The organism is Mycobacterium sp. (assembly GCF_052144515.1).
Taxonomy (GTDB): Bacteria; Actinomycetota; Actinomycetes; order Mycobacteriales; family Mycobacteriaceae; genus Mycobacterium.
In genome coordinates this window covers 1-4,207 of sequence record NZ_JBKQQD010000372.1, presented here as the reverse complement: position 1 = coordinate 4,207, position 4,207 = coordinate 1, and the positions used below count along the sequence as shown (strand labels likewise).

6 protein-coding genes and 2 pseudogenes are annotated in these 4,207 nt (G+C 64.0%); 2 read left to right on the top strand and 6 right to left on the bottom strand.

The features are described from left to right. On the top strand, nt 1–218 hold a 218-nt coding region (locus tag ACLP9N_RS24330), incomplete at its 5' end, for an alcohol dehydrogenase (protein WP_442409780.1). On the opposite strand, the gene ACLP9N_RS24325 is transcribed toward ACLP9N_RS24330, so the two are convergent. Then, the gene (locus ACLP9N_RS24325; protein ID WP_442409779.1) at nt 157–762 is read right to left on the bottom strand and encodes a hypothetical protein; all 606 of its coding nucleotides are present in this window, start codon (nt 760–762) and stop codon (nt 157–159) included. The genes ACLP9N_RS24330 and ACLP9N_RS24325 overlap by 62 nt on opposite strands. Nucleotides 763–771: 9 nt before the next feature. On the opposite strand from ACLP9N_RS24325, the gene ACLP9N_RS24320 reads away from it, so the two are divergent. Further along, nucleotides 772–1,284 carry a hypothetical protein gene (locus ACLP9N_RS24320; protein ID WP_442409778.1) on the top strand — a complete coding sequence of 171 codons (513 nt, stop codon included), beginning with the start codon at nt 772–774 and terminating at the stop codon, nt 1,282–1,284. 323 nt (nt 1,285–1,607) lie between these two features. Here ACLP9N_RS24320 and ACLP9N_RS24315 read toward each other — a convergent pair whose 3' ends face one another. From ACLP9N_RS24315 to ACLP9N_RS24295, 5 genes and pseudogenes are all read right to left on the bottom strand, one after another. Continuing rightward, nucleotides 1,608–1,793, bottom strand: a complete 186-nt coding sequence (locus ACLP9N_RS24315) for a hypothetical protein (protein WP_442409777.1) — start codon at nt 1,791–1,793, stop codon at nt 1,608–1,610. A 346-nt stretch (nt 1,794–2,139) separates the two neighbouring features. Further along, a complete protein-coding gene (locus tag ACLP9N_RS24310; protein WP_442409776.1) occupies nt 2,140–2,775 on the bottom strand; it encodes an NADPH-dependent F420 reductase in 636 nt (211 codons plus the stop codon). Between the two features lie 152 nt (nt 2,776–2,927). Beyond that, on the bottom strand, nt 2,928–3,392 hold the full coding sequence (locus ACLP9N_RS24305) for a VOC family protein (RefSeq protein ID WP_442409775.1): 465 nt from the start codon (nt 3,390–3,392) through the stop codon (nt 2,928–2,930). A 90-nt stretch (nt 3,393–3,482) separates the two neighbouring features. After that, nucleotides 3,483–3,686: pseudogene (locus ACLP9N_RS24300) on the bottom strand (pyruvate/2-oxoglutarate dehydrogenase complex dihydrolipoamide dehydrogenase); the annotation flags it as partial. Between the two features lie 176 nt (nt 3,687–3,862). After that, nucleotides 3,863–4,207 (bottom strand): annotated as a pseudogene (locus ACLP9N_RS24295) (hypothetical protein); the annotation flags it as partial.

Here is a 4,207-nt window from a genome sequence, read left to right as displayed (position 1 = left end):
CGCTGTTCGACCTGACCCTGTACGAGAAGCAGGTTCGCGGGTCGCTGTTCGGGTCCTCCAACCCACGGCGCGATATCCCCCGGATGCTTGAGTTGCACCAGGCCGGGCAGCTCAAGCTCGAGGAGCTAGTAACGCGGGAATACACCCTCGACGAGGTCAATCAGGGTTACGCCGACATGCACGCCGGCGTGAATATTCGCGGCTTGATCCGGTTCTGAGCCGCCTGGAATCGGATGGCGGAGCTACCCGACCCGCAAACGGAGCGTCAGGTTTGAACGTCAATCCTCGCTGGAATCCCCTTGGGGTGATGGGAAGGTATGCCCGCTCGCTGGTCGAGTAGAGCTGTCGGTCACGCTGACGAGCCGGGAGGGTGACCCGACGAACTTCCGTTTCGGCGTTTGCCTCTTGCATAGACCATTCCAGAGGAATGCGGTAGCCCAAGACGTGGTGGTCGGTGCCGTCAACGGTGCCGTCCGGATTCAATTTGATCAGCTCGTGCGTCACGCGCTTGAGCAAGTTCATCGCCTGCATGGTGGTCGCGTACACGGCCATTTCAACGGTGGCCTTACTGATGTAAGTGATGGACCCGCTTTCGCCGAGATAGCGACGGCGGGCAACGTCCCAGAGCGAATCGAGCGCTTTGGTGATGAGCACTGAAACCGACAGTTCCCGTCCGGGATTCGAGTCCTCCATGGTGAGGAACCAATGGGCTTCGTTAGTACCCGCGTCGGGAAATGCCTTCTTGTGCACGTAGACGTGCACAGGGCCTTCATGCAGGTTGATCTGCTCCCGATCCTGGTTTCTCCAGGCGACCTGTGTCTCGTCGCCCTCGATGGAGACCGCGCTGGCCCCGTGCTTGACGGCGTTGTAGACAAAGGAGTCACCGAGGACTCGGTTTATGCAGTCGATCAGCTCGCCGGCGGCGGTGCTGGCGGCGACGGTGGCCTCTCTGCTGCGGTATCGAATGCCACGTCCGGTAACGCCACCGGCGGCGCCGGCGGGCAGGGCGGCACCAGCGGCGCGTTCGCCATCGCCGGCACCGGCGGCAACAGCAGCATTTATACCTCCGGCTCAGGCACGAGCGCGAGCACCGGCGGGGCCGGCGGCACCGGCGGCAACGGGGCGTTCCACGGCAACGGCGGCAACGGCGGCAACGCCAGCGCACAGGGCGGCGGCGCCGGCAGCGTCACCAACACCGGCGGCGCCGCAGGCACAGCAGGCCGGGCCGGCTTCCGCGGCACCCCCGGAACCGCCGGAACCCCCGGCACCGCCGGCGCCGGTTAGCACCGCAGCATTACACAGGCGAGTGTCGACCGAAAGTCGGCGTCCGCCTTCACCTTTCGGCTCTGGAATCAACCGAAGGCTGAAACCATCACGGCCAGCCAGCTGCCGTAGAACGGGGACAATTCAATCCACTGAGCCCCAGTCGAAAAGCAGCCGATACGGGGTGTCACCACTCCCGGCATGCGCTCACCTAGGCCCAGCGGGCTACACTCCGTCACTGGCTTCACAGGTCACATCAGACCTGGAACGACAACACCCGACTCTAATCCCGGATGGACCCGGTATCGGGGACTCGCGAGTCGCGGTGTTGTGGGGTGTGGTGGTCATCGCGCCACCCACCGGTCAACCGCGTCCTCGCCGACAAGGGCGCGCAGCTCGTCGAGGCCGGATACGCAGGTTTGATGGCACGGTTCGTCGAGCCCGACGCCGCGCCTGAGCAGCTCGTCGATGGCCTCGACGGTGCTGGCCTGTAGCAGCTCGGTTGGCATGTTGTCAGGTGTGGTGTTCATGGTGGGCTGTTCCTTCCCCGTTAGAGCGGTAATGGGTGCATTAGCCGCACAACGATGAACATGACCGTTGGAACGGTCGCCTACTCCGCACCTGAACAATTGATGGGATTAGACGTTGACGGTCGCGCCGACCAGACGGCGCCCGGGCACCTTTGCGGCCCTTCCTGCGCTGGATTCGTGGGGAAAGGGGTAGGTCAGGGGGCGGGGGAAAGTGTGTGGTCGCGGGAGCCGCCTCGTCCTCGATACCACTGTCCGTGCCCTTCGACACCGCGATGGTCAGCGCCGTCAAGACCATCTGGGCGACGGCCCGACCGAAGAGGTGCCTCCGGCCAGGGCGGCGAAGCGATCAGGCCCCACCGATCAATGACCGCGCTTCTGCGGGGCCGACTACGAGATCGTGAAGGTCCCCGCCCACCTCAAGTCGACCCGACTGTTCGATGCCGCCGACCTTCACCGGCTCGAAGCCGGCCGTTCGGATCAACCGCTCGACTTCCTCGCCAGCACGGTCCTCGTCGGTCACGTAGAACAGGACCGCCGGCTCCGGTGATCGGTTGCTGGCGGACTCCAAGAGGTCGGCCGACAGGGTTCCAAACGCCATGGCCAAGCGCGCCCCCGCCGGCAGCCACCCGGCGACAACCCCGCCAGAGGATCGCCCTTCCGGCAGGAGACGTGTCAGGTCACCGTGTGCGTCGACGGCGAGCGGGTTGCTCGGAATGACCACCAGCTTGTCGGTCAGCAGCTCGGCGATGTCGTCGATGACGCCCTTCAGCACGGTGAAGCGCAGCGCGAGGACGACGGCATCGGCGCCCTGCAACGCGTCGCGGTTGTCGACCGCGGCGACGGCAGCCCGACCGATCTTTGCAGCCAGAGTTCGTGCCGACTCAGTGTTGGCACTCGAGAGCCGCAGGGTCCCGCCACCTGAGGCGAGCTGGCGGGCGATGGCCGATCCGATCCCTCCAGTGCCGATGATCGCGGCGGTCATGACCGAAACCTCCTCTGCATCATGGCGCTAACAACGGCGGTCCGAAGCATCGCGGGCCCGAGCAGTCTCGCACCGCTGCGCTGAGAGCGGGGGAACGGTCCCGGTGTTGGCCACCGTCGATGTGAGGGATTGCGCCGGCAGTCACTCGGCATTCAGTCGGCCTTCTCGGCGGCCGTACTTGATGGCCAGTGAGCGGGCGACCAGTCCCCCTGCGGGTCCGTGGTTTGCCCCACTTCGATCAGATGACCGTCGGGATCGCGGATGTAGCAGCGGATCTCGTACTGGTGCTGTTTGGGCGGCGTCAGGAACTGAGCACCCCGGGCGCTCCATTCGGCGTACACGGCCGAGATGTCTTTGACCCGGATATTGAGGAAGCTGCTGACCCGGTCAGGATCGCGTGGCGCCTCCAGGGTGACCGTTGGCTTGTCGTCGGTCGGGCCTCCGCCGACATTGATGATGATCCAGCTGTTGGCCAGTGCGACATAGGTCACGTCTCCGTGAAAGGCCACCCTGCCGCCGAGCACTTCGGTGTAAAAACGCCGAGAGCGCTCGACATCGTTCGAGACGATGAAATGGGCCAGTGCAATTCCCTCTGGGCGCGGTGGAAGCTCGGTCATCTGGTGTCTCCATCTCCACTGGTTGGGTCTCGCACCCCGGTTATGACGGGGTGTGACTTGGCAGCTGGTCGCGGGGCGCGGCCGTGTCTGCTAAGGCACGGGTTTCATCTCCTGAAGCGTCGTCGGCAGCAACTCGCTGACGGTCGGATGGATGTGCATGGTGCGTGCCACCGTGGTGTAAGGGGCTCCGGCGGACATGATGTCCAGAATCTCGTGGACCACCTCGTCGCCGCCCACCCCGAAGATCGCCGCGCCGAGGATCTTGTCGGTCTCCGCGTCGACGACGACCTTCATAGAAGTCAGCCGATCGATTGATGTCGGCGACGGTGATGAAAAGTGTGATGGTGAACCCGCGGCAGGGGGCATCGCATAGCTCTTTTGTTCGATTTGAACGCTCATTGACAACCCCAATTCCGATAAGGAGTGCTCATCCTGCGCGAGGAAACATGCGCATCTGCCGTTGATGTGAGTTATACCCCCGGGAATCCGAACATCAGCCACGACTGATTGGCCACCCAATCCGGGTACAGCGCCGTCATCTGATCGAACAGGTCCTGGTCGGACGTCGCGGTTTTCTGCACCCGATCGAAGTCCTCAAGGTAACGCTTGGTGTCCTGGACCGCCGAGGGAGAGTCGGGCGCGCCAGGCTTCTTGTGACCGGCGACAACAATCGTCGGGTTCAGCGCCGCTAACCGGTCCAGGTCCGCGATCCAATTCTTTCGGCTCTCGGGGGTGGTGTCGCCGACATACATGCGGCATTGGTTGTACACAACGTCGCCAGCGACGATCAGGCCGATCGATGGAACGTAGAGAGA